The organism is Mesorhizobium sp. WSM3864 (genome assembly GCF_002294955.1).
In the GTDB taxonomy this organism is placed as follows: Bacteria; Pseudomonadota; Alphaproteobacteria; order Rhizobiales; family Rhizobiaceae; genus Mesorhizobium.
The window spans coordinates 1-20,617 of sequence record NZ_NSGD01000017.1 but is presented as its reverse complement, the minus strand read 5'-3'; the positions used below and the strand labels follow the sequence as shown (position 1 = coordinate 20,617).

The window sequence follows — 20,617 nt, the reverse complement described above, 5'->3', positions numbered from 1 at the left end:
TCAAGCGTTGTCTAAGGTGGTCCCTCCCGCGCCCTTTTTGTATTTTGCGTTCGAGAAACATAGTCGGTAATTGCGACCAATATTGACGGTTTGACCGCAATTTGCGAACCTCTCGTTCTCGCACTTTGCGCCAGTCATCCGAACTTGAAGAGAACGCCGAAGCCGCCGCGCGGGTAATTCCACACGATCTCACCGCTGGCCTCGCAAAGCACGCGACACGTGCCGCATTCCATGCAGCCGTCGAAAGTGGTCTCCACCTGGCCCTTGTCGTTCTCCTCATAGCACTTGGCCGGGCAGATGTATGTCAGCGCCAGCAGGTTCGCGCTCGGCCTCTCGTGCGGTTGCACTTTGATATGCGGGCGGCCCGGATCGACTAGATAGCGATTCTGATAAAGCTTCTCCTCGACGCGTAACTTCGTCACAGCGATCGTCATCCTGTTTCTCCTTCAGCGCCATGCGAGTGCCAGGCGGACCACATCGCTGATCAGCCCCCAGCGCGAACGCGCCTTGATGAAGGCAGCAGTGGTCGCCTTTTCCTTCTCGATTTTCGGAGTGCCGTCGACGCGCATGAAATTCTGCGCGGCCTGCGACATCAACTGCGGGTAAGTCATGAAGAAATTTCGGGAGTTGGTGTGTATCAGGGCCGGCATGTCCTTATATTTCCGCAGGTCTTTGACTACGAAGGACTTGTCCAGCATGGTCTTGTAGAGGGCCAGGTTCTTCCTGATCATCGGCTGGTTGCGGCCCTTGATCTCAATGATCGCCTCGCCCGCGATGCGACCGGAAGTCATGGCAAGGTTCGAACCCTCGCGGTGAATAGCGTTGTTCAGTTGGGCGGCATCGCCGACCGCGACCCAACCGTCGCCGAAGAGCTGCGGAATTGCCTTGTAGCCACCTTCGGGAATGAGATGCGCGGAATACTCCTTGACTTCAGAGCCCGCGATGAGCGGCCGGATCGAAGGATGGTTTTTAAAAGCATCGAGGAGGACGTATGGGCTCTCCATTGTCTTGGCGAAATCGGAGACGAGGCAGCCGATGCCCAGAGAAATCGACTCCTTATTGGTGTAGAGGAACGCAAGTCCAGCCATGCTGCGGGAGATCGTGCCCGCCGCTTCGATCACGCAGCCTTCGTCCCCTTGGAGGCCGAATCGCTGCTCAATGACCTCATCGGGTAGGAAATGCATCTCCTTGACAGCGAGCGCCACGCTTTGTGGCTTCAGCATCTTGCGCAGGCCGGCCCGTGTACCGAGCAGTCCGTTGACACCTTCTGCGAGCACGACGACGTCCGCGTAGATCGGCCCGCCAGCCCGGTCGGTGCGCACGCCGATCACCTTACCTTTGGCATTGCGGACTAGGTCGGTCACTGTCGTCTCGCACAGAACCGTCGCGCCGGCCTCGCGCACCTTGCGCGAAAACCACTTGTCGAACTGGGCGCGGATGATTGTGTAGCGATTAGGCTTCGCCTCGTTGAAATCGTCCGATCGATACTGCATCCCGGTGTGGGAGGTGTCGTCCATCACCCAAAGTCGCTGCTCGACCAGATGCCGCTCGAGAGGCGCATCATTCCGGAAATCCGGGATGATTTGCTCCAACATGTCTGCGTACATGATGGCGCCCTGGACATTCTTGGAGCCCGGATACTCGCCGCGCTCCAATTGCAGCACCGTCAGGCCCTGTCTTGCCATAGTGTAGGCGGCCGCGTTTCCGGACATACCGGCGCCGATGACGATGGCGTCGAATTCTTCTTCGATCATGGCCGTCTCCCTTAGCTCGCAAGCTTGTCGTGGCTGTGCGGCGACAGCCGCCGGGTGAAAGCTTCCGTCAATGCCGGCAGGAAACGGATCGCATCGGTGACGATGCCGAGGTGGGCAAAGTCGAAGATCGGGGCGTTCGGGTCGGTGTTGATGGCTACGATCAAATCAGCCCCCTCCACGCCAACCCGATGCTGGATAGCGCCCGAAATCCCGGCCGCAATGTAAAGCTTTGGCCGGATGGTCTTGCCCGTTTGGCCAATCTGCCGATCGGCCGGCATCCAGCCCTTCTGGACCAGCGGGCGCGAACAGCCATATTCGGCGCCGATTGCGCGCGCTAAATTCGTCACAAGCTGTAAATTCTCCGCTGAGCCGAGGCCGAGGCCTCCGGCAACCACGATGTCAGCGTAGGCGAGATTTGCCTTTGCCGATTGGCGATCGAGCTTGAAGCCAAGGACTTTGGTAATGATCTCTTCCTCGGTCATCGACAGCTTGTGACGGATGACACGCCCAACCGGCTTATCCGTTCGCGGTGGCATGGCCATGACCCTCGGTCGTACGGTGGCCATCTGCGGCCGGTAGTTGAGCGTATAGATCGTGCATAGCAAGGAACCGCCGAAAGTCGGACGGGTCGCGGCGAGCGAACCGTCGACATCCACATCGAGTTCGGTACAGTCGGCAGTGAGCCCTGTCAGCAAGGTCGTTGCTACTGAGCCGGCGAGATCCCTGCCGAGCGTGGTCGCACCGAGAAGCAGAATTTCCGGTTTGTGCGTATTGACCAGATCCGTCATCGCCTTGGTGAAAGGCTCGTTGCGATAGTCAGCAAGCAGCGGTGCCTCGACGAGGTAGACAAGGTCGGCCCCGTAAGCGAAGGCCTCGGCAACGGCATGCTGGGTGGCCTCACCCGGCGGTCCGAGCACGATTCCCGCAAGCTGAATGCCAAGCTTGTCGGCGAGCTTGCGGCCTTCGCCAAGCAGTTCGAAGGAGACGGGATGGACCTCGCTGCGTTCCAGTTCGATGAAAACCCAGACATGCCGATAGTCCCTAAAGTGCTCAGGCAATTCCTTCTTGATTCCGGCACGGCCGGCGGACGGAGGAGCTTCGCGTTTCGCCTTCAACATCTCTCTCCTTGCCGTCCCGTCACTGGCCGCCGTCGAAGGCGAGTTCGTGTTCCAGCGCTGGCTGGCGGGTGAAGATTGCGGCAATCAGTTCGTCAGCGACGCCATGCTGCGTCTTGTCGGTCATGTCGATCTGCGTCGCCTTTTCCGCCCGCGTGGTAGGGGCGAAAACGCGCTTGACGACCGTCGGCGAGCCGTGCAGGCCGCATTTGGTGAGGTCCTCAATGCCAGCTTCGGCCGCGCTCCACTTCACGATCTGGCTGCGTGCGGCGCGCATGGCGTCGTCGAGCGAGCCCCTGCGGATTTCGTTGGTGCCTTCCAGCATTGTGATGAGGCAAGGCAGCCGGCTTTTCAGCGTCTGCGTACCGCCTTCCGAACGGCGCTTGACGGTGATCTCGCGCGCGTCGAGATCGATAGAGGCGATCTTCGGCACATAGGTGAACTGCAGGAGGCCGAGGCGCTTGGCGATGCCGGGCCCGACTTGGGCGGTATCGCCGTCAATCGTCTGCTTGCCCGCGAAGACGATGTCCGGCGCGCCGAAGGTCTCGCCAATTCTCACAATTGCCCGAGAAAGCGCAAAGGACGTCGCCAGCGTGTCGGAGCCGGCAAAGCAGCGGTCGGTCAAGAGTACCGCGCGGTCAGCGCCATAGGTGAGCGCCTTGCGCAGCGCATCTTCTGCCATCGGCGGACCCATGGTAAGCACGGTGACCTCGCCGCCATGGGCGCCGCGCAATCTCAGTGCCTCTTCGAGGGCGAACAGGTCGTAAGGGTTGATGATGGTTGGCACGCCCTGGCGCATGATCGTGTTCGTCACCGGGTGGACACGTATCTGCGCGGAATCCGGCACCTGCTTGATACAGACTACAATGTGCATTGCTTCCCTCTCGGCTCTAGTCCGCAAGCCGCCCTGGCGTTCATCTCCTAAGCAGCATCATTCGTGCCAACCGTTCTGCGCTGCTCTGTCCTCCTTGAGATCGGGTCGTTTTGTTCCGAAGGTGCCGTCGTGATGACCGGTTTTGTCGGCTTTTCGTCATTGTCGCGTCGCAACTTTGTCGCGCTCATTCTGTCCCGAAACGCCTCAGGATCGCATCGAACGGTACAAAGGCGCGGTCCCGAGTGGCGGGCTTGTCCGGATCGTGCTCTTTGAGCACCTTGAAGACCCGTTGCGTGAGTGGCGAGGATGTCGCGAAATCCTCATAAGCGCGTTCCAACGTCGCACGCGCCCGCGCGGCGATCACCCCGTCGGGAAGACCGGCGAAATCCTCTTCAGCGAGGTACTGGCCCATGCGCTTCATGATATGGAGCCGCGATACATTGAGCACCTTCGAATCATAAGAGATGCCAAGGACCTCGAAGAACTCCTCCGCAGCCGACAGGCTCTTCAGCCGGGCGAGGATGTCGGTGACATCGATGGCACGGCTTTCAGCAAAACAGCTGCGCATTGCATTTTCCTTGGCCGGAGACGGCGGTCGGGGTTGCGTCGTCGCTGGTGAAGACCGGGACAGGTCACGCAGCTTCTTAACGATCCCGGGCATGACCTCGAGCACCCGGTCGACATCCTCCTCGCCGTTGTTGCGCGAAAAGGAGAAACGGATTGCGCCGTGTGCCGCGCTATCGGGGATATTCATCGCCACCAAGACATGGCTCGGCTCCAGCGAGCCGGAGGCGCATGCAGAGCCAGAGGAGCAGGCGATGCCCTCGCGATTGAGGAAATGCAGTATGCCCTCACTTTCGATGTGTCCAAAGGCGATATTTGCAGTGTTCGACAACCGCGCTCGTAAATCGCCGGCCACGAAGGCGTCTGGGATGTGCTGGAGAAGTTCTTTCTCGAGGCGGTCTCGCAATGCCTTTACCCGTGTGTTCGCGTCGTCCATGAACTTCAAGGCAAGATCGGCTGCCACGCCGAGGCCGACGATGCCTGGCGTATTCTGCGTGCCCGCGCGGCGGTTGCCCTCCTGGCGTCCCCCTTTGATCAGCGGACAGAAGCGCACGCCGCGCTTTACATAAAGTGCCCCGACCCCTTTCGGTCCGTGTAATTTGTGACCGGAGAGAGACAGCATATCGATTGCGGTCGATTTCAAGTCGATCGCAAGCTTGCCGACCGCTTGCACCGCGTCGGTATGGAAAAGGGCGCCGACGTCCTTGGCCAACTCAGCAAGCTCGACCACCGGGAAGATCGTTCCGGTCTCGTTGTTCGCCGACATGATCGAGACGATCGCCACGCGCGGGGTGAGGGCGGCCTTATAGGTGTCGAGGTCGAGCCGGCCGTGACGATCCACCGGAATCCTATGCACCTTGATGCCGCGCGTCTTCTCAAGGTGGGCACAAAGCGTCAGCACGGCCGAATGCTCGACTGCGGAAGTCACGATCTCAGTGCGCTCAGGCATCACCCCGAGCGCCGAAAGGAACGCCGTGTTGTCGCTTTCCGTCCCGCCGGAGGTGAAGGTGATCTCGTCGTCGAACTCCGCGCCGATCAGCGTTTGCACCTGCAGGCGCGCCTTTCTCACCGCCGCCCCGGCGGAAACACCAAAATCGTGGCTCGACGAAGGATTGCCGAATTGCTCGGTAAAAAACGGCAGCATTGCTTGAACGACTTCAGGATCGACCCGTGTCGTTGCGTTGTTGTCCAGATAAACAGGCCTCATGGATGTGATCCTTCTCCTGAGGGCAATTACGCAAAGCGCACGCCCTGACTGTCATGATGATGGCTAACCGAAGGAGTTGCCGCGGCCATATTCGGCCCGCGGTTCTTGGGGTCGACGCGGCCACTCGCCTCGACTTAGTGCGCCAGCCCTGCACCGGCCTGGGAAGGCCCGGTCTTTAGGCCACGGCGTTTTCGGTCCGCTGGGCGTGGACTGTTTCTCCTTCAGGCCGGGACGCATCCTCGAACAGCTACGCATGGACCGTGCCAAACAAGGAGATCATTTCGAAACAATAAGGTGGCTCCAACACTGCTATGTCGCATGTCCGACATCGGCGGGCATTGTTCGACGGTGAACGCCGTTGGATTGGGCGTGAATTCCGCTTCGCGTGAGGAGCAATCCTGTCGGGCTGTTCGCCAAGGATGCCCCGCGCGACCGATGCATCCTGCCGGTTTGTCGAGCACGCGACGCGGCGCTGTCCGCCCCCGTCGCCTGCTGAAATCTCGTTGTCATTGAAGAATATGCAGAAAATTCTTCTGGGCTGTCTGAGCCTTTGGCACGGCCATTGCGATTCTCCCCTCGTAAGGCAGCGCGTGCCCGTGGCCGATATTCATCTCGCTGGTGACATCGCGGTCGATGGAACGAAGGAAAGAAAGCAACATGTCAGGTCCAGATCGGCCACCCGCGTTCCGGGCGATGTTTTCGTCCTCACTCAGATCTTCCATTTCAGGTTTCTTGAGACCGGGCGTCCTCGTGCGCTCGTTCAAAGCCAGGCGTCGTTTTCACATCGGTCTGCGCGGCGCCGCCTTTCGCGACGTTTTCGCCTTCACCGTGCGCCACTGCAGCAGGCAGCCGATCCGGCTCGCGATCATTATGATCGCGGTGCTTGGCGCAACGCTCCTTGACGTTCTGACGCCGCTCTATTCCGGACGGCTGGTAGACGCGGTCGCCCAAGGAGCGGCAGCCGACGCGATCGTGTGGGATGCGGCACTTGCGGCCTTTTCGATTTTGATTGCGCTCGCACTCGGCGCCGTCGTCATGCGCAACATCGCCTTCATTGCCATCAATGACTTCATTCTGAAGATGATGTCGGACATCGCCAGCGACGCGTTCCATCGTGTCCAGCGCTTTTCGGCCGATTGGCATGCGAAAACCTTCGCCGGCTCGACGGTGCGCAAGATCACGCGCGGCATATGGGCGCTCTGCCTCTTCAATGACACGATCCTTTTCGCGTTGTTCCCTTCGCTCATTATGCTCGTAGGCTCGAGCATTCTGCTCGGCTGGTACTGGCCGATGATGGGGCTGATCGTCGCCTGCGGCTCTGTTGGCTATGTGGCGCTGATCGTTGCGCTGTCGCTCGGCTACGTAGCGCCAGCGGCAAGCCTTGCCAATAATTGGGATACGAAGCTTGGCGGCTCGCTTGCCGACGCGATCAGCTGTAACGCGGTGGTCAAAGGCTTCGGCGCCGAGGTGCGGGAAGATCATCGCCTCGCGAAAGTCATCTCCAAGTGGCGGCACCGCACTCGCCGGACGTGGGTGCGCGGCACGATCAGTGCTGCATTCCAGGGCATCATGCTTCTTGCGATGAGAGCGGCTTTGATCGGCTATGCCTTATTTTTGTGGGCGCGCGGCCAGGCTACCCCCGGCGACATCGCCTTTGTGCTCGCGTCTTTCACCATCCTGTATGGCTACTTGCGTGATGTTTCCAGACACGTGCGCAACATCCAGCAAGCTGTAAATGAGATGGAGGAACTGGTCAAAACCTGTAGCCAGCCGCCCGACGTGGCGGATGTTCCGGGCGCCAAGGCGATCCGGATCACGAAGGGTCACATCGATTTTGAGAGCGTCCATTTCCACTACGGCAATCATTGGTCACCGTTCTACAGCGACTTGTCGATTTCGATTGAGGCCGGCGAACGGATCGGTCTGGTCGGCCCCTCTGGCTCCGGCAAGACCACCTTCGTCAAGCTCATTCAGCGGCTCTACGACCTAGATGCTGGACGAATCTTGATCGATGGGCAGGACATTTCGCGGGTGACGCAGGGCTCGCTGCGCTCGCAGATCGCGATCGTGCAGCAGGAGCCTCTCCTGTTCCACCGCTCGCTGGCCGAGAACATAGCCTATGGACGGCCGGGTGCTTCTCGGTCCGACGTTGAGCAGGCGGCGCGGCTCGCCAGCGCGCATGACTTCATCGCGCGTCTGCCGAACGGCTACGGTACGCTGGTCGGCGAACGCGGCGTGAAGCTTTCAGGCGGCGAGCGCCAGCGTGTGGCGATAGCGCGCGCCTTCCTCGCCGATGCCCCGATCCTGATTCTGGACGAGGCGACATCGAGCCTCGACTCGGAATCGGAGGTGCTGATCCAGAACGCGATGGAGCGCCTCATGGTCGGGCGCACCACGCTCGTCATTGCGCACCGGCTCTCCACGGTGCGCGAACTCGACCGGCTGCTTGTCTTCGACCGTGGTTGCATCACCGAGCAGGGCGACCATGCCGCACTGATCCGTCGCGACGGCATCTATCGCCGCCTGTTCGAGCGGCAGGTCTTGGAGCAGACAAAGGGCTGGAATGAGACTGTGCAGCGCGGTTGAAGGCGGCGTGACTTCAACTTGCCTCCCCAGCAATCCTGTCGGACCGTTCTTGAAAGGCGGCCGCCACTGTCGTTGGATCTTTCGATCCCACGACACGCCTGGGGCCGACCTTTCTCCTGCCGCGCTCTCGAGTAAACCGATGACTGGAATGCAGACAATTTTTTATGAACTTCTCCCTGCGTTCCCGTCGCGGAGGTCGAGACTTACTCCTGAGGCGGCAGACGAGCGATCACTTAGATTCCCGTTGATGCCATCAATGGAGAGAAGGAAAGCAACGCGCGGGGTCCCCGCTGCACACGCGTTCTCTGGAATTGGGTGTCGCCAAAATCGACGCCCCCCAGCAATCGTTCACCGCCTGCGTCGACATCGGGCACAAGATCTTGAATGTCGGCTGCGACCCACCGAACTTATGCCGAACTCGAGACGTTCTGGAAAATCGCCGAGGCCGGCACGCCGGCGATGCGGTCGCGGCCATCGAAGCGCGTCCCGAGATGGCGAGCGTAAGAAACCCGGCTTGCGAGGAAGGGAACATGTCAGAGTTGGAGATGAAGAAGCTCCGCAAGCTGCAGGCGCGCGCCCGAGACGCCAAGATGGACTTGCACGACCTTGCCGAGGACCTGGCGGTCAACTGGACCGAGATCGAGGCGGTGGCCAGGAAAGCCTTCGAGATTTTTGCCGAGTTGGATGCCGCAAAGGAACAACTCGCGGCGTTGGAGAATTCACAATGACGAACGTCACCCGCGACGGCTCTCCCTGGACGCCGCACTATCTGACGGCGATCGATGGCGCGACCTGCATCGGTTGCGGCCGCTGCTTCAAGGTCTGCTCGCGCGAGGTCATGCACCTTCATGGCGTCGATGACGCGGGCGAAATACTCGGCATCTGCGCGGGCGAGGATGACGACTTCGACGGCGAGCTCAACCGCATGGTCATGGTTGTCGACCAAGCCGGCCGCTGCATTGGCTGCGGCGCCTGCGGCCGCGTCTGCCCGAAGAACTGCCAGACCCACCTTACGGCTGACAAGCTTGCTGCATGAGCTGGGGACACGACCAGGAGAACGGCGCCACAGTCGCCGATCACCGTGGTTGTTTCAGCACCAGCCAATGGCCGCCGACAGGCTTGGGGGCGGCGTTCGACCGGCATGCGCTTGCCTGTGTTGCCTACCTCGCGTTCGAGGAGGTCGAGGCAGGCAAGGCGACCGCGACCGAAGCAACCGGCCTTTCGCGTGCCGACCTGCGAGATGTCATGACACGCTATTTCCCGACTGTGCCCGTCAACGCCTTGGCGCTGGAAAAGCTGGCCGATCCTGAGCCGGATGTGGAGGAAGAGCTTCTGCGCGGCCTGCTCATTGGGCATGCCAGGCCGGGCGATCCGGCGAGCACCCTCTTCGCCAAGATCATCGCCAGGCGTAGTTTGCGCAATGACCATCTGTGGCAGGACCTTGGCCTTTTCAATCGGGCCGAACTCAGCCGCTTGATCGCCAGGCATTTCCCGGCGCTGGCGGCCGGGAACACCGAAAATATGAAATGGAAGAAATATTTCTATCGTAAGCTATGCGAGGCAGAAGGCTTTTCGCTATGCACCGCGCCCAGTTGTCAGGAATGCCGCGATTTCGAAAGCTGTTTTGGCCCGGAGGAAGGCGAAAGCCACTTGGCACGGATCAAGAACGGGTTCGCTTTGGATTAAGAGCCGCCTTCGTCGCCGCCTCCGCCTGGGCTTGATTGGCATCGAAGCCGCACGCGCTTCTCCCGGCGACGTCGCGCGGAGGATGGGATGTTCAGCGCCTCACGATATTTCGCAACGGTGCGGCGAGCAATGTCGATCCCGGTGTCCTTGAGCCGGGTGGCGATGTCGTCGTCAGAAAGCACTTCGTCGGACGATTCCGCGGCAACCATCGTCTTGATTTGATGGCGGACAGCTTCGGCGGAGTACGCGTCGCCGCTTTCGCAGGAGCCGATCGCGACGGTGAAAAAATACTTCAGTTCGAACACGCCGCGCGGGGTCAGCATGTACTTGTTGGACGTCACCCGGCTTACCGTCGATTGGTGCACGTTGATCGCATCCGCGACAGTCTTGAGATTGAGAGGCCGCAGGTGGGCGACCCCATGTTCAAAAAAGGCGTCCTGCTGGCGGATGATTTCAGCCGTTACCTTGAGGATCGTCTTGGCGCGCTGATCAAGGCTGCGGATTAGCCAGTTCGCTTTTTGGAGGCATTCGTTGAGAAATGACTGGTCTTTGGAATTTTGGGCGCTAAGGCGGGAGACTTCGGCAAAATAGTTCTGGTTCATCAGCAGCCTGGGCAGCGTGTCTGGATTGAGTTCGATTTGCCACCCACCTCCGGGCGAGGGCAGGACCAAGACGTCTGCTATGATCGATTCAGGCCCCCCGGATTGGAATCGGTTTCCAGGCTTGGGATCGAGCGCGCGGATTTCGTGCAACATGTCGAGAAGGTCGTCTTCATCAACACCACAGTGGCGCTTCAATGTTTGAAAATCGCGTCGCGCTAGCGCTTCAAGATTGGCGACCAGCGCTGCCATCGCCGGGTCGAACCTGTCTAGCTGCCGCAATTGTATCTCAAGGCATTCGCTGAGAGTTCGCGCAAAAATCCCCGGTGGATCGAACTGCTGCAAAGTTCCGAGAACCCGTTCCACGTCAGCCTCCCGGACATTCAGGCTGCTGGCCAGTTCCGAAAGGTTCACCTGAATGTATCCGGTGTCTTCCAGATGACCGGCAAGCTCGCCAGCTATTCGCCGCTCCAGCGGCGCAAATGCGCTGAGAGCGATCTGACGAGCGACATGGTCGTGCAGTGTTTCGGTGGAGGCGCAGTAGTTTTCGAGAGCATTGTTTCCCCCGGGTGCGACATTGTTTTTGCCGCGGATTGATTTCCACTGCGAGGCCCGATCCGATACTCCGCCCATCGTTGGCCCGATGTGCGGGGTTCCGGCCGAAATCGAAGGAATGTCCTTCGGCGCCTGGTCTGATGCCCGTTCCAGAAAGGGGTTCTTCTCGATTTCCTGATCGACGAACTGATGCAGTTCGGGATGCGCCAGTTGCAACAGGCGAATGGACTCCATCATTTGCGGCGTCAAAACCAACGATTGCTTCTGACGCTGAAGCAGGCTTGCTGAGGACTGCATGGTTAGCGTGAAACTCCTACCGAGCGACCCTTGGCCTTGTGCAATGGGATTTTCGAGACGTAGGTCATGCAGCCGTCTCGGCTTTGGCGGCTTTCAGCGTTTCAAGAATGTTCTGGGGGGAGGAGACGCAATAGGGGTCGGTCTCGCAGTTGTCAGAAAAACCTTCCTCCTCGAACCACCGCTCCACCAAGCCATTGTTGATCAGAGCGGCGTAGCGCCAGGAGCGCATACCGAAGCCGAGATTATCCTTGGCGACCAGCATGCCCATCTTGCGCGTGAACTCGCCTGAGCCGTCCGGAAGGAGCTCGACCTTCTGCAGCCCCAAGGCCTTCCCCCACGCATTCATGACGAAGGCATCGTTGACGGAGACGCAGTAGATCGCTTCAATTCCCAGCTTCTCAAATTCGTCATAGAGCTCTTCGAAGTTGGGCAGCTGGTAGGTCGAGCAGGTCGGGGTGAAGGCGCCTGGCAGCGAGAACAGTATGACGCGCTTGCCGACAAAGTAGTCGTCGGATGTCTTTTCTTCCCAACGGTATGGATTTGGCCCTTGGACTGAAACATCGCGAACACGCGTTAGAAAGGTGACGAAAGGAACCTTTTTTTTGACGGTCATCAATGTTGCTCCTGGAGTAAAAATTGAGGCGCTGCTTTTTCGCTTGAAACTGCATCGGTCTCGGCCGGCAATTCGGCCGAGCGCCGCGCGTTTGAGTGTCGGCCTTGGATCAGCCGTGGCAAAACCGCTCGCGAGCACGGGCGGCTGAAGAAAACGAGGTCTCTATTTGCGGCGGCAACGAGAACGGTTTCACTACGCTCTTGTACGGGGTGTCGCGATGTCAGCAATGGTCTTACTCCTGGCCACCTTGTGATGGGTTCTGCCGAGTAAGACGCAAGCGCCATGCCATTCGATTTTAAGGCCGGGGTCACACTGGTTTTTGCAGCGACACTCTTTGCCTTGAGCGGCCAGGACCGTACCTTCGCCAGGACCGAATGCCCCCACGATCACCTGATCGTGAGCTCTGGCTAGAGCGCAGCCCCTTTATACGCTCAAGCCTCAAACCTTTTTTGTCCGTAGCTGGACAAAAATGTCGGAAGTCGGACAGGGGGGGCCTCGGCGCGGAGAACAGGTGGCTCAAATTAGAACCGGAGAAATCTGGGGCTGATCACAGGAGTCGATCGGGGTTAACCCGACGAGGGTCCCTGTGGCCTTCGTTCTCAGGTTTGAGACGGCTGACGGGGCTTACGCGTTTCGCCCTGTCGACGCTCTCCGATCGTGTCCCGCGGGTGGTGTGGCTGGCGGCATTGGTCGCCGTGCTCTCCCGGCAAGGGCCGGGCTGGTCAGCGCGCCACGGCTGGCAGGCTGATCAGGGGATCATCGCTCATCTGGCTGATCGTTTCCAGGGTCATATATCTGGCCCGCTGCACTGCCCATTCATCGTTCTGTTCGAGCAGGATTGCGCCGACGAGGCGCGCTGATCGCATCGTCATTTGGGAAGATTCCGACGACCTCGGTGCGCCGCTTGATCTCGCCGTTGAGACGCTCGAACGGATGCGTCGAGTGCGGCTTCATAACCGCCGAGCTACACCACCTGATGGGACACGCCCCGCTCTCCACAAAGCTTCGAAATTGACAATGATTACAAAAAACCCAACACGTCCATTGGCAAGGTCCCATGTGCATCTTCCTGAACGGCGCCCGCGTGATGCGGGCACGGTCCCGAGGTGACGGGAAACCGCCGTGCACTCGCGGAGCATTTTGAATCTGCCGCGACTTTGCTGTCGGCTTTGTCATGTCCGCGACACGGCTGTGCTCCGCCAAGCTTGCGGCTGCGCATTCGTTCAAGCCTTGAAGGATATGTAGAAATCTCCTGCAGGGCTCTTTCCGCGCCGCTGGCACGACTTTTGAAGCTCTCTCGTGAGACGGCGGCAGCTACCGCGTAGCGTTCATGTTGTGGGTGACATCGCGATCAATGCAGCCAAGGAACACAACATGTCGGGTCCGCGTCGAGCGGCTCCAAGGCACTGCCTGTGAAAGCCCGACCGGCGTGACTGGCGTGGACACCCGCAGTTCGCCTGGCAACGGCCAACGGCCATCGATCGAAGAGGAGATGAGATTCGACCCGCATGTTTGCTCACGCCCTCATGGCGTGCGCTCGTGGAAATCGAGGAAAGTGATGTCGACGGGCACCGCCTCTCGCGTGCCGTGCTACGGACATCCTGAAGAGATGACTGGCCTGAATCCGTTGTGGAGAAGAGCTTATTTCCGGCTCGCCGGTCGAAGCTGGAAAATGCCGCGTCTCCGACTAATTGCTCGTCGCTCTTTGGCGGGGCAGGCAGCGGTCTGGCCAAGAGGGTTGCAAGCTAGCCGGATGGCCAAGATGCCATGCCGCGCGGCCTTAGTTAGGGATTAGACGGCAGGAGAAATCCAATGGCGATCAACCCGGTTCCAGATCATGTCCCGCCCGAAATGGTGAGGGACTTCAGCCTGTTCACGTCGCCAGGCATGCCACCAACGCCCAACGGGGATCCACACGCAGCGGTCGCTTGCGCACATGACGGGCCTCCGATCTTCTATTCCCCCTACAACACGCAAGATGGCCGGGGTACCTGGGTCATCACCCGCGCCGCAGACCAGCGTAAGGTGCTCCAGGACGCTGATACCTTCTCCAGCCATCGCAGCATCTTCTCCTCCATACTGGGCGAAACCTGGCCGACGATCCCGCTTGAGCTCGATCCACCGGCCCATGGCGTCTTTCGCTCGCTACTTAGTCCGCTGCTTTCGCCCAAGCGTGTGACGGCACTGGAACCTGCTGTCCGTGAGCTAGCGAGCGCCCTGATCGACGGGATCACCGCATCAGGCACCAGCTGCGACGTTATGAAGGATTTTGCCTTTCCGTTCACTGTCGGCATCTTCCTCCGCTTTCTGGGGTTGCCGGATCAGGGACTGGATACATTTGTCGGCTGGGCGAAAGATCTGCTCCACGGCGACGAAGTGGAACGACCTGTGGCTGCCCGCAAGATTGTGGCCTTCATCGATGAACTTGCAACCAATCGCCGCAAGGATCCGGCCGACGATCTCATGACATTCATCGTGCACGCACGGGTCGAGGGCCGCCGGCTAACCGAGGCGGAAATCCGTGGCATCGGCGTGCTTGTCTTCGTCGCGGGACTTGACACCGTGGCAGCAGCTATAGGCTTTGACCTGGCTTATCTAGCGCGCAACCTCAAGGATCAGGAACTGCTGCGCAGCGAACCAGATCGCATCCTGCTCGCAACCGAAGAATTGCTGCGGGCCTATCCGCCCATTCAGTTGATCCGCGTGGCTACGAAAGATGTCGACTTCGAAGGCGCGCCGATCCGAAAGGGGGACTACGTTTCCTGCGCCACGATGATTGCAAATCGCGACCCGGAAGAATTTGAATCCCCCAACACGGTCGATCTGGCGCGAGAGCACAACCGCCACGCCGCCTTTGGCTATGGTCCCCACCGTTGCCTTGGCTCACATCTTGCCCGGCGCGAGATTGTCATTGGCCTGGAGGAGTGGCTGGCGCGCCTTCCGACCTTCCGGATCAAGGAAGGTACAGCGCCCATCACCTGTGGCGGCCATGTGTTCGGAATCGAAAATCTGATCCTGGACTGGTCATGACCATGGCCGTCCCGAGCCATGGCAAGACAATGGAGGTCAGCGCTATGCGCATTATCGTCCACAATGCCAAATGCCAGGGTCACGCGCGATGCTCGGCGCAAGCGCCAAGCATTTTCACGCTTGATGATGAGGGATACGTCCTGCCTGGCGATATCAATGTGGCGCAAGGGGACGAACTGCTCGCGTCACGCGCCGTGCGATCCTGCCCCGAACGTGCGCTAGAACTCGACCGCACAACCGCCGCGCGGTTCGATCCGGGCACCATTCAACCAAAAGCTGGCGAAGCTTAGGTGGAATCGACGAGACGTGGCCTCACACCCTCCAGCAAGGCGTCCGGCCGCTTCCCTGCCTACATTCTCTCCGGCGTCAGACCTCCATGACACGCGCGACACATGAAGTTGCCTCCTTTCTGGCTCTTCAATTGCCGATCGGATCGTCCTTGCACGGCCCCTAGAGACACAAACGCCCCTCCCAATCTCAGAATTTGCGACAGAGCGATGGACCAGGCAAAAATCACCCGACTGCACGACCGCGAGGCGATCCGCGACTGCCTTTATCGGTACTGCCGCGGCATGGACCGCGCGGATGCGGCTGCGCTGCGCAGTGCGTATTGGCCCGATGCGCATGACAGTCACGGCGCCTATTGTGGCCCAGCCGGGGGCTTCATTGAGTTTGCAGTTGATGTCTTCAAGACTGGACCGCGCTTAATCCACCAGATCACGAACGTATTGATCGAATTCATCGATCCGGCGGAGGCCGTGGTCGAAAGCTATTTCACCGCGCTGCAACGCGGACCAGATAACGACGGAGAAGTACGCCAGGTACTGCTCTGCGGCCGTTACTGCGATCTGTTTCAGAAGAGGGAAGGGGTTTGGCGCATTGCCGAACGGACCGTGGTTTACGATTGGGTCGAAGAGCAGACCCCAGCAGCGGTCCCCGAAGCAGAACGGTTCGGCTTGCGGCAACCGATCGGAACAGCCCATCCCAATGATCCGGTTTACGCGCTCAGGAAGCGCCGCAGCTTGTCATCAAAATGAAAATGCAATGCATGTCACCACAATGCTTTCCAAGGCTCCCAACTGGAGAAACGCATCGCGGGAGCGGTCCCGGAACCCAGTCGTCTATCAGGTGGTCGGAGAGCGCGGCCACCAATCCAAGCAGCGTATGGAACGAGTTTTGCGTGGCTAGTTTGGAAAAATTCGAGCGTTACCCGCTCACCTTTGGACCCACACCCATCGAGAAGCTCGACCGGCTGGGCTAAGCATCTGGGCGGTAACGTGGAGATCTATGCCAAACGCGAGGACTGCAACTCCGGTGTGACGTTCGGCGGAAACGAACTCCGCAAGCTCGAATACCGTCATGAATGGCTTCAGGCCTCAAGCAACAGGTGGCCGCAATCCATTGAATCGAGCCTGCTCAGGCCGGGCGCGAATTGCTCCTCGGCCGGCGCCTGCCACGTCAGACAATCGACTGGATTGTAGCTAAGGAGCCAAAGAGTCAAAGTGAATGGAGACCATTACGTTTGCTCAACAGGAGATCCTCATCGGCCTTCGTAGGATACAACCCGCCGATGAGGATGCCTTGTTCCCTTCCGAAATTGCTGCCCTGGGGGGAGCTGTTGCGAAGGTCCGTCGCCGAAGTGGTTCCGCCAGGATCATCGCTCGAACGCTGCTTGGCGAACTGGGGTTTTCGCCAAAGCCCATCCTGAAGACCCGGCTTGGTGTTCCGATCTGGCCAGATGGCGTGATTGGATCTTTGGCCCATCACGACACGGTGGCCGCCGCCGCCGTCGCAGACAGGAAACATATTGCTGCACTCGGTATCGATATTGAACCAAATGAGCCTCTTCCGGACGGTCTGATCGATTTGATCGCAACGCCCAAAGAGCGAAGCATGTACGGCCTGCGCCTGCTTCGGCGGCGGGACCTTTTCGTCCTTAAGGAGGCGGTTTACAAAGCGTATTGCCCAACGCACAATGAAATACTCGAATTTCAAGACGTTGAAATCGACATTGGCGCCGGATCAGGTGCCGTTCCCAAGGCAAATTGTTCCTTCTCAGTTAAACTCGTTCCATCAAGGAATGTCCTGGGTTTGGCCTATCTGAGCGCTCGTGCGTCGTCTGAAAGTGGCCTCCGTTCAAGCGATTTTGTGTAAAGTTCGCGAGACTACCGGTCCCCCCGGCGGGACCTGCGGGAATGAAGCCCTTCGATGGCCAGTCTGCTCTCTCAAGAGCCTCACCTGTGAGCCTCGAACCACCCGATCGGGCGATACCACAGACGTGCGCCACAAAAACCGACGTCCGGTTTCCGTCGAATCGAAGGCGTCCTCCCGAAAGCACCAAACCCCACCATTCCACAGTAACGTTTTAGGCGTGTCTCCCATCACCGGCATCGGCGGCCGGCGGTCTTATCCAAGCCGTCAACCACTCCCCGCACACGGGTGAGCGCTTTCGTTCTTCCGCTCTTTCAACCAAGCTTTGCACCGTTTGTGGCACGCTGATTGCTATGAGACACCAGCATCCGCAGGACTATGGCGGTCCTCGGTCGCGCCGCCCAACACAGACATACAAAGCTTGTTCAACTTATGCCATTCACTGCCATAGATACTGCACTCCTTGGTGCGGTTCCGCCAAAACACTTCGCGTCCATCGCGACGCCGCTGTCGTTCGTCGCGCAAGGTTACCAGCTCAACTCAATCCGCATTCAGCACGGAACTTTCGAGCAGCTTCTGACCGGTGGGGTAGGCCGGACGGGGCGCCTTCGATGGAAGCAGTTCATGCGCTTCGATGGATTGGCGGAGGGATGAAAATGGTACGTCGACCTCCTCCGATGCGCACAGATGCTGGCGAGCCAAGCGGGTATGGTAGACTGCAAGCTACAACGCGGCCAATTTGTTCTAGCGTTATTGTCGGCGGCGGCACGCTGGCGATCAGCTGTGCGCAGCTGGCTATGGAGATGGGCCACGATATTCGCGCGGTGCTATGTGCCGATGCGACATTCGCCAACTGGACGGATCGCGCCAATCTCCCATGCCTGTCAAGCGTGGAAGAGCTGTCGAGCTTCCTCAAGACCGAGCCGGTGAAGTGGCTCTTTTCCGTTGCCAATCCGTTCATCTTGCCGGCCGATGTGTTGGGACGGATCAGTCAAGGTGCTTTCAACTATCATGATGGTCCCTTGCCGCTCTACGCCGGAACTCACGCGACGTCTTGGGCGCTGCTGGCCCAAGAGAGCGAGCATGCCATCACCTGGCATTGCATCAATGATGGGTTTAATCCAGGTGATATAGCGGTTCAGCGCAAAGTGCTGGTTGCGCCTACCGAAACGGCGCTGACCCTGAACCTCAAATGTCATGAGGCCGCCGTCGAGGGCTTCCGCGAGCTGCTGGGTGGCTTGGCGGGGGGCAAGCTCACTACCCGTCCACAGGCGCGGGAATACAGAAGCTATTTTCCCAGGCGCCAGCGGCCAGATGCGGCGGGTATTCTGCGCTGGGATCGATCCGCGCAAGATCTGTCGGCGATGGCGCGGGCCTTGGATTTTGGGCCGCATCATTCCAATCCATTGTGTTTGTGCAAGGCCCTGGTAGCGGAAGAGGTTGTCGCCGTCAGGCGCTTGGACGTGCTGCCTCGCCGCTCGGGCTTTGAGGCAGGTCGCCTGCTTGAAATCCATCCGAGCCATTGGCGTGTGGCGACGGCTACGCACGATGTAGAGGTCTGGTTTGGCAGTTTGGACGGTGAGCCGCTGGAGGCACAAGCACTCGCCAGCCGCAATGATCTGGCTGAAGGCGATGCCCTTCCTGTCCTCAGCGACGATCAGGCGCGACGCCTGACAGCCATCCACGAAGAAATAGCGCCTTCGGAGGCTTTTTGGGGACGACGGCTTGAGCAGTTCAAAACTGTGCAGCTGCCTTACCTGTCGTCCGGCACAGCAAATGCGCCGCCGGCCTGGCAGTCGAGTTCCTGGCAAGTGTCGAATGCCGTGGCGGAGCTTCCCCCTGCCGATGGGGTGGAATACCTGCTTACGGCATGGCTGATCTATCTGGCCCTCGTTTCGGGCCAGATAGATCTTCAACTGGGATGGAGGCCAGCGCCGAAACCGGCGCGAGCCAGGGTGAAGGCGGCGGGGGCAGTTATCGCTTCCGCCGTGCCAATGGAAGTCACCCTCGATCCCGCATGGGACTTCAAGCAAACACGCAAGGCAGTCGCGGCCGAGATCGCTGATCTCAGCAAGCACGACAGCTTTGCGCGCGATCTTGTCGGTCGGTCTCCGCCATTGCGCCATATCGAGGCGCTGCGGTCGCAAAGGCCCTGGCCGGTTGGTGTGGCGATTGCGGGACAAAACAGTTCTGTCGGTCCCAACTCAGCTTCGACCGGCAGATTCGAGGCAGCGCTGCCGGGCGAGCTGGTGACATTCGAGGTTTGCGCCATCGACAGGCGCTTTCGGTGGCATTTCGATGCCAATCGATTGGCCCCGGAGCAGATCGATCGCATGACCCGGCATTTGGAGACCTTGTTGGCTGATGTGGTGGCCGATGCCGCGCAGCCGGTGGGCCGCATCGAGCTGCTGCCGCGCGAGGAGCGGACTTACCTTTTGGAGGAGCTGAACCGGACGGAAGCGGACTATCCGTCGCACAAGTGCATCCACGAGCTGTTCGAGGCGCAGGTGCGTCAGGGGCCCGACAGGGTGGCGCTGGTGCATGAGGCCGAAGCGCTGAGCTATGACGAGCTCAATGCTCGCGCCAACCGGCTGGCGCATCATCTGATCGGGCTTGGGGTGAAGCCTGCCGATCGCATTGCGACACTACTGGACCGCTCCGTCACGCTTGTGGTGGCGCAGTTGGCCATTCTGAAAACGGGCGCGGTTTATGTGCCGATCGATCGCGCTGTTCCACTCGCGCGACAAGAATGGCTGATGGCTGATTGTGCTGCACGCCTGGTTCTCAGCGAGAGTAAGCGGGTTGATCTCGCCGAGGTGACGATCCCTGTTGTGCCTATTGAGCCATTAGCGGCCGATCCAGAACTGAGCACCGATCCTGGGCTGAGATTGAGCCCCGAAGATGCCGCTTACGTGATGTACACTTCCGGCTCGACCGGCCTTCCTAAGGGAGTTGTTGTTCCTCACCGTGCTGTCAACCGGCTCGCGATCAATAATGAATATTTGACAATCGGTGCCGGCGACCGTGTAGCCTGGGCGGGCAATCCCGCCTTCGACGCCAGCACATTTGAAGTGTGGGCGCCGCTGCTTAACGGGGGCTGCGTGGTTGTAATGAATGCCACCACCGTCTTAGATGCATCGAGTTTTTCCAAGGCGCTCGAACGTCAGAAAGTGACATCTCTGTTTCTGACAACAGCGTTATTCAACCAGTATACGTCATCGATTGCCCCGACGTTATCACAACTTAAATACCTCCTTTGTGGAGGCGAGCGGAATGACCCCTCCGCCTTCCTAAGGTTGCTGAGAGAAGAAGGCCCTGTACGTCTCATTCACTGCTATGGTCCGACCGAGACGACAACATTTGCGGCTACCTATACTGTGGATCCAATGCAGGAGAAGGCCCTAAATGTCCCGATCGGCCGCCCGATCGCGAACACGCGGGTCTATCTGCTGGATGCTCATGGCAGGCCGGTTCCGTTCGGGGCGGTGGGCGAGCTCTACATCGGCGGGGCGGGCGTGGCGCGCGGCTATCTCAACCGGCCCGAGCTGACGGCCGAGCGCTTCATTGCCAGCCCGTTTGTGGCTGG

The 20,617-nt window shown here is 59.7% G+C and carries 17 protein-coding genes and 3 pseudogenes; 10 read left to right on the top strand and 10 right to left on the bottom strand.

The annotated features are described in order from the left end of the window. Positions 1–134: 134 nt before the first annotated feature. The 7 genes and pseudogenes from CK215_RS24895 to CK215_RS30910 form a co-directional block, all read right to left on the bottom strand. Positions 135–434, bottom strand: a complete 300-nt coding sequence (locus tag CK215_RS24895; protein WP_095779863.1) for a ferredoxin family protein — start codon at positions 432–434, stop codon at positions 135–137. A 12-nt stretch (positions 435–446) separates the two neighbouring features. Continuing rightward, complete coding sequence (locus tag CK215_RS24890) at positions 447–1,754, bottom strand: FAD-dependent oxidoreductase (protein ID WP_095832502.1); 1,308 nt, start codon at positions 1,752–1,754, stop codon at positions 447–449. An 11-nt stretch (positions 1,755–1,765) separates the two neighbouring features. Next, positions 1,766–2,872, bottom strand: coding sequence for an electron transfer flavoprotein subunit alpha/FixB family protein (locus tag CK215_RS24885; protein WP_095779861.1), 1,107 nt, complete (start codon positions 2,870–2,872; stop codon positions 1,766–1,768). Between the two features lie 19 nt (positions 2,873–2,891). After that, complete coding sequence (locus CK215_RS24880) at positions 2,892–3,743, bottom strand: electron transfer flavoprotein subunit beta/FixA family protein (protein WP_095809156.1); 852 nt, start codon at positions 3,741–3,743, stop codon at positions 2,892–2,894. 184 nt (positions 3,744–3,927) lie between these two features. Then, positions 3,928–4,311 (bottom strand): nitrogenase stabilizing/protective protein NifW, encoded by a 384-nt coding sequence (gene nifW / locus CK215_RS31950; RefSeq protein WP_095779859.1) that lies wholly within the window; start codon positions 4,309–4,311, stop codon positions 3,928–3,930. A 51-nt stretch (positions 4,312–4,362) separates the two neighbouring features. Further along, a pseudogene (gene nifS / locus CK215_RS24870) lies at positions 4,363–5,514 on the bottom strand (cysteine desulfurase NifS); the annotation flags it as partial. 506 nt (positions 5,515–6,020) lie between these two features. Then, positions 6,021–6,236, bottom strand: coding sequence for a hypothetical protein (locus tag CK215_RS30910; protein ID WP_141245524.1), 216 nt, complete (start codon positions 6,234–6,236; stop codon positions 6,021–6,023). On the opposite strand from CK215_RS30910, the gene CK215_RS24865 reads away from it, so the two are divergent. From CK215_RS24865 to CK215_RS24850, 4 genes are all read left to right on the top strand, one after another. Next, on the top strand, positions 6,208–8,100 hold the full coding sequence (locus CK215_RS24865; protein ID WP_245322503.1) for an ABC transporter ATP-binding protein: 1,893 nt from the start codon (positions 6,208–6,210) through the stop codon (positions 8,098–8,100). The genes CK215_RS30910 and CK215_RS24865 overlap by 29 nt on opposite strands. Before the next feature lie 530 nt (positions 8,101–8,630). Further along, entirely contained in the window at positions 8,631–8,828 is a 198-nt protein-coding gene (locus CK215_RS24860) for a CCE_0567 family metalloprotein (RefSeq protein ID WP_095779857.1), read from the top strand. Next, on the top strand, positions 8,825–9,136 hold the full coding sequence (fdxB, locus tag CK215_RS24855) for a ferredoxin III, nif-specific (RefSeq protein ID WP_095779856.1): 312 nt from the start codon (positions 8,825–8,827) through the stop codon (positions 9,134–9,136). The genes CK215_RS24860 and fdxB overlap by 4 nt, the downstream gene beginning before the upstream one ends. Then, the gene (locus tag CK215_RS24850; protein WP_095779855.1) at positions 9,133–9,786 is read left to right on the top strand and encodes a nitrogen fixation protein NifQ; all 654 of its coding nucleotides are present in this window, start codon (positions 9,133–9,135) and stop codon (positions 9,784–9,786) included. The genes fdxB and CK215_RS24850 overlap by 4 nt, the downstream gene beginning before the upstream one ends. Here CK215_RS24850 and rpoN read toward each other — a convergent pair. The 3 genes and pseudogenes from rpoN to CK215_RS24835 form a co-directional block, all read right to left on the bottom strand. Continuing rightward, positions 9,783–11,237: an RNA polymerase factor sigma-54 gene (rpoN, locus tag CK215_RS24845; protein ID WP_095832501.1), complete on the bottom strand. Its 1,455-nt coding sequence runs from the start codon at positions 11,235–11,237 to the stop codon at positions 9,783–9,785. The two genes, CK215_RS24850 and rpoN, sit on opposite strands and share 4 nt — an antisense overlap. Before the next feature lie 64 nt (positions 11,238–11,301). Then, a complete protein-coding gene (locus CK215_RS24840) occupies positions 11,302–11,850 on the bottom strand; it encodes a peroxiredoxin (protein WP_095779853.1) in 549 nt (182 codons plus the stop codon). Positions 11,851–12,572: 722 nt separating this feature from the next. After that, a pseudogene (locus CK215_RS24835) lies at positions 12,573–12,795 on the bottom strand (transposase); the annotation flags it as partial. Between the two features lie 867 nt (positions 12,796–13,662). Between CK215_RS24835 and CK215_RS24830 the strand changes: the two are divergent. The 6 genes and pseudogenes from CK215_RS24830 to CK215_RS24800 form a co-directional block, all read left to right on the top strand. Next, positions 13,663–14,880 (top strand): cytochrome P450, encoded by a 1,218-nt coding sequence (locus CK215_RS24830; RefSeq protein WP_095829664.1) that lies wholly within the window; start codon positions 13,663–13,665, stop codon positions 14,878–14,880. Between the two features lie 44 nt (positions 14,881–14,924). Beyond that, positions 14,925–15,170, top strand: a complete 246-nt coding sequence (locus CK215_RS24825; protein WP_095779911.1) for a ferredoxin — start codon at positions 14,925–14,927, stop codon at positions 15,168–15,170. 207 nt (positions 15,171–15,377) lie between these two features. Next, positions 15,378–15,917: a nuclear transport factor 2 family protein gene (locus tag CK215_RS24820; protein ID WP_095779851.1), complete on the top strand. Its 540-nt coding sequence runs from the start codon at positions 15,378–15,380 to the stop codon at positions 15,915–15,917. Positions 15,918–16,060: 143 nt separating this feature from the next. Beyond that, positions 16,061–16,235 (top strand): annotated as a pseudogene (locus tag CK215_RS24815) (aminocyclopropane-1-carboxylate deaminase/D-cysteine desulfhydrase family protein); the annotation flags it as partial. 151 nt (positions 16,236–16,386) lie between these two features. Continuing rightward, entirely contained in the window at positions 16,387–17,034 is a 648-nt protein-coding gene (locus CK215_RS24810; protein WP_095779850.1) for a 4'-phosphopantetheinyl transferase superfamily protein, read from the top strand. A gap of 800 nt (positions 17,035–17,834) precedes the next feature. Beyond that, the coding region (locus CK215_RS24800; RefSeq protein ID WP_170950377.1) for an amino acid adenylation domain-containing protein at positions 17,835–20,617 on the top strand (2,783 nt) is incomplete at its 3' end.

Bases quoted from the DNA above. Each gene is read 5' to 3' on its own strand.
- CK215_RS24895 (WP_095779863.1), bottom strand. From the start codon at position 434: ATGACGATCGCTGTGACGAAGTTACGCGTCGAGGAGAAGCTTTATCAG.
- CK215_RS24890 (WP_095832502.1), bottom strand. From the start codon at position 1,754: ATGATCGAAGAAGAATTCGACGCCATCGTCATCGGCGCCGGTATGTCC.
- CK215_RS24885 (WP_095779861.1), bottom strand. From the start codon at position 2,872: ATGTTGAAGGCGAAACGCGAAGCTCCTCCGTCCGCCGGCCGTGCCGGA.
- CK215_RS24880 (WP_095809156.1), bottom strand. From the start codon at position 3,743: ATGCACATTGTAGTCTGTATCAAGCAGGTGCCGGATTCCGCGCAGATA.
- nifW (WP_095779859.1), bottom strand. From the start codon at position 4,311: ATGCGCAGCTGTTTTGCTGAAAGCCGTGCCATCGATGTCACCGACATC.
- CK215_RS24865 (WP_245322503.1), top strand. From the start codon at position 6,208: ATGTTTTCGTCCTCACTCAGATCTTCCATTTCAGGTTTCTTGAGACCG.
- CK215_RS30910 (WP_141245524.1), bottom strand. From the start codon at position 6,236: ATGGAAGATCTGAGTGAGGACGAAAACATCGCCCGGAACGCGGGTGGC.
- CK215_RS24860 (WP_095779857.1), top strand. From the start codon at position 8,631: ATGTCAGAGTTGGAGATGAAGAAGCTCCGCAAGCTGCAGGCGCGCGCC.
- fdxB (WP_095779856.1), top strand. From the start codon at position 8,825: ATGACGAACGTCACCCGCGACGGCTCTCCCTGGACGCCGCACTATCTG.
- CK215_RS24850 (WP_095779855.1), top strand. From the start codon at position 9,133: ATGAGCTGGGGACACGACCAGGAGAACGGCGCCACAGTCGCCGATCAC.
- rpoN (WP_095832501.1), bottom strand. From the start codon at position 11,237: ATGCAGTCCTCAGCAAGCCTGCTTCAGCGTCAGAAGCAATCGTTGGTT.
- CK215_RS24840 (WP_095779853.1), bottom strand. From the start codon at position 11,850: ATGACCGTCAAAAAAAAGGTTCCTTTCGTCACCTTTCTAACGCGTGTT.
- CK215_RS24830 (WP_095829664.1), top strand. From the start codon at position 13,663: ATGGCGATCAACCCGGTTCCAGATCATGTCCCGCCCGAAATGGTGAGG.
- CK215_RS24825 (WP_095779911.1), top strand. From the start codon at position 14,925: ATGCGCATTATCGTCCACAATGCCAAATGCCAGGGTCACGCGCGATGC.
- CK215_RS24820 (WP_095779851.1), top strand. From the start codon at position 15,378: ATGGACCAGGCAAAAATCACCCGACTGCACGACCGCGAGGCGATCCGC.
- CK215_RS24810 (WP_095779850.1), top strand. From the start codon at position 16,387: ATGGAGACCATTACGTTTGCTCAACAGGAGATCCTCATCGGCCTTCGT.